The following is an 813-nucleotide window of genomic DNA, read 5'->3' as shown; positions in this document are numbered from 1 at the left end:
GTTTGTTAGTTGAATTGTTTCACAGCCCTACACTTGGGAAAGGTTGAACAACCCCAAAACTGTTTACCTATATTTTCACCACGCTTGGTTTCACGCAACACCATTTCAGAGCCGCAACGGGGGCACTCATTTGAGCTAACTTTGGATGCAACAACTTCTTTGATATGTTTACGATGCTTTAAATCCGTAATGACTCCGCGCTTTAACTTTATCTGGTTTATAGACTCTGTTAACCGAGCATAATCATTGTCAGAGAACACTACATCGTTAAATTGCTGAATGTATCGAATACTTCCTCGAGCGTAGGTAACGTTTGGAGGCATTTCGGTTTTAAAGGTACTGTCGCCGATGAAAACAATAACCGAATGCAAGTGTTCTTCTCTGCAACCTAGCAAGGTTTCCAGAGCTTTTATGTGCTTGTAATTCTGATGCAGTGGGTTCTGAAATTTAGAGGAATGGCGGTAAATCTTTTGTGTCCACTGTTTCTGGCGAGCTGAACCAAATATCCAACCTTTCATATTCTTAGTTTCAACGACGAAGATGCCATATCTAGAAACCACAATATGGTCGACTTGAGTTGTACCATCGTTAGTCGGCAACGTTACGTCTTTTATTAGTGTGTAATCAGACTCTGGTAATTTGGACAAAAGACGGTTCACGAGAAACTCACCGAATACACCTTTTAGCCACCTACTTTTGAAAACGCTAACAATGAGCAATAAAGGCACTAGATACCAGACTTGCGCAAGCACATTAAGAAATGCTTCAAAAATATTCACGGATTTTCCCTATTCAACTAACGCCTTGCTAAGG

Annotated in this window: 1 protein-coding gene; it reads right to left on the bottom strand. The window is 40.7% G+C overall.

Annotation, left to right across the window (positions count from 1 at the left end; genetic code table 11):
* Nucleotides 1–5: 5 nt before the first annotated feature.
* A complete protein-coding gene (locus VHA02S_RS24930) occupies nucleotides 6–779 on the bottom strand; it encodes a nuclease-related domain-containing protein (RefSeq protein WP_038899589.1) in 774 nt (257 codons plus the stop codon).
* Nucleotides 780–813 lie beyond the last annotated feature (34 nt).

Source organism: Vibrio harveyi NBRC 15634 = ATCC 14126 = KCTC 12724, assembly GCF_001591145.1.
In the GTDB taxonomy this organism is placed as follows: Bacteria; Pseudomonadota; Gammaproteobacteria; order Enterobacterales; family Vibrionaceae; genus Vibrio; species Vibrio harveyi.
The sequence above is the reverse complement of the archived record's forward strand: the minus strand, read 5'-3'. Positions and strand labels throughout refer to the sequence as shown.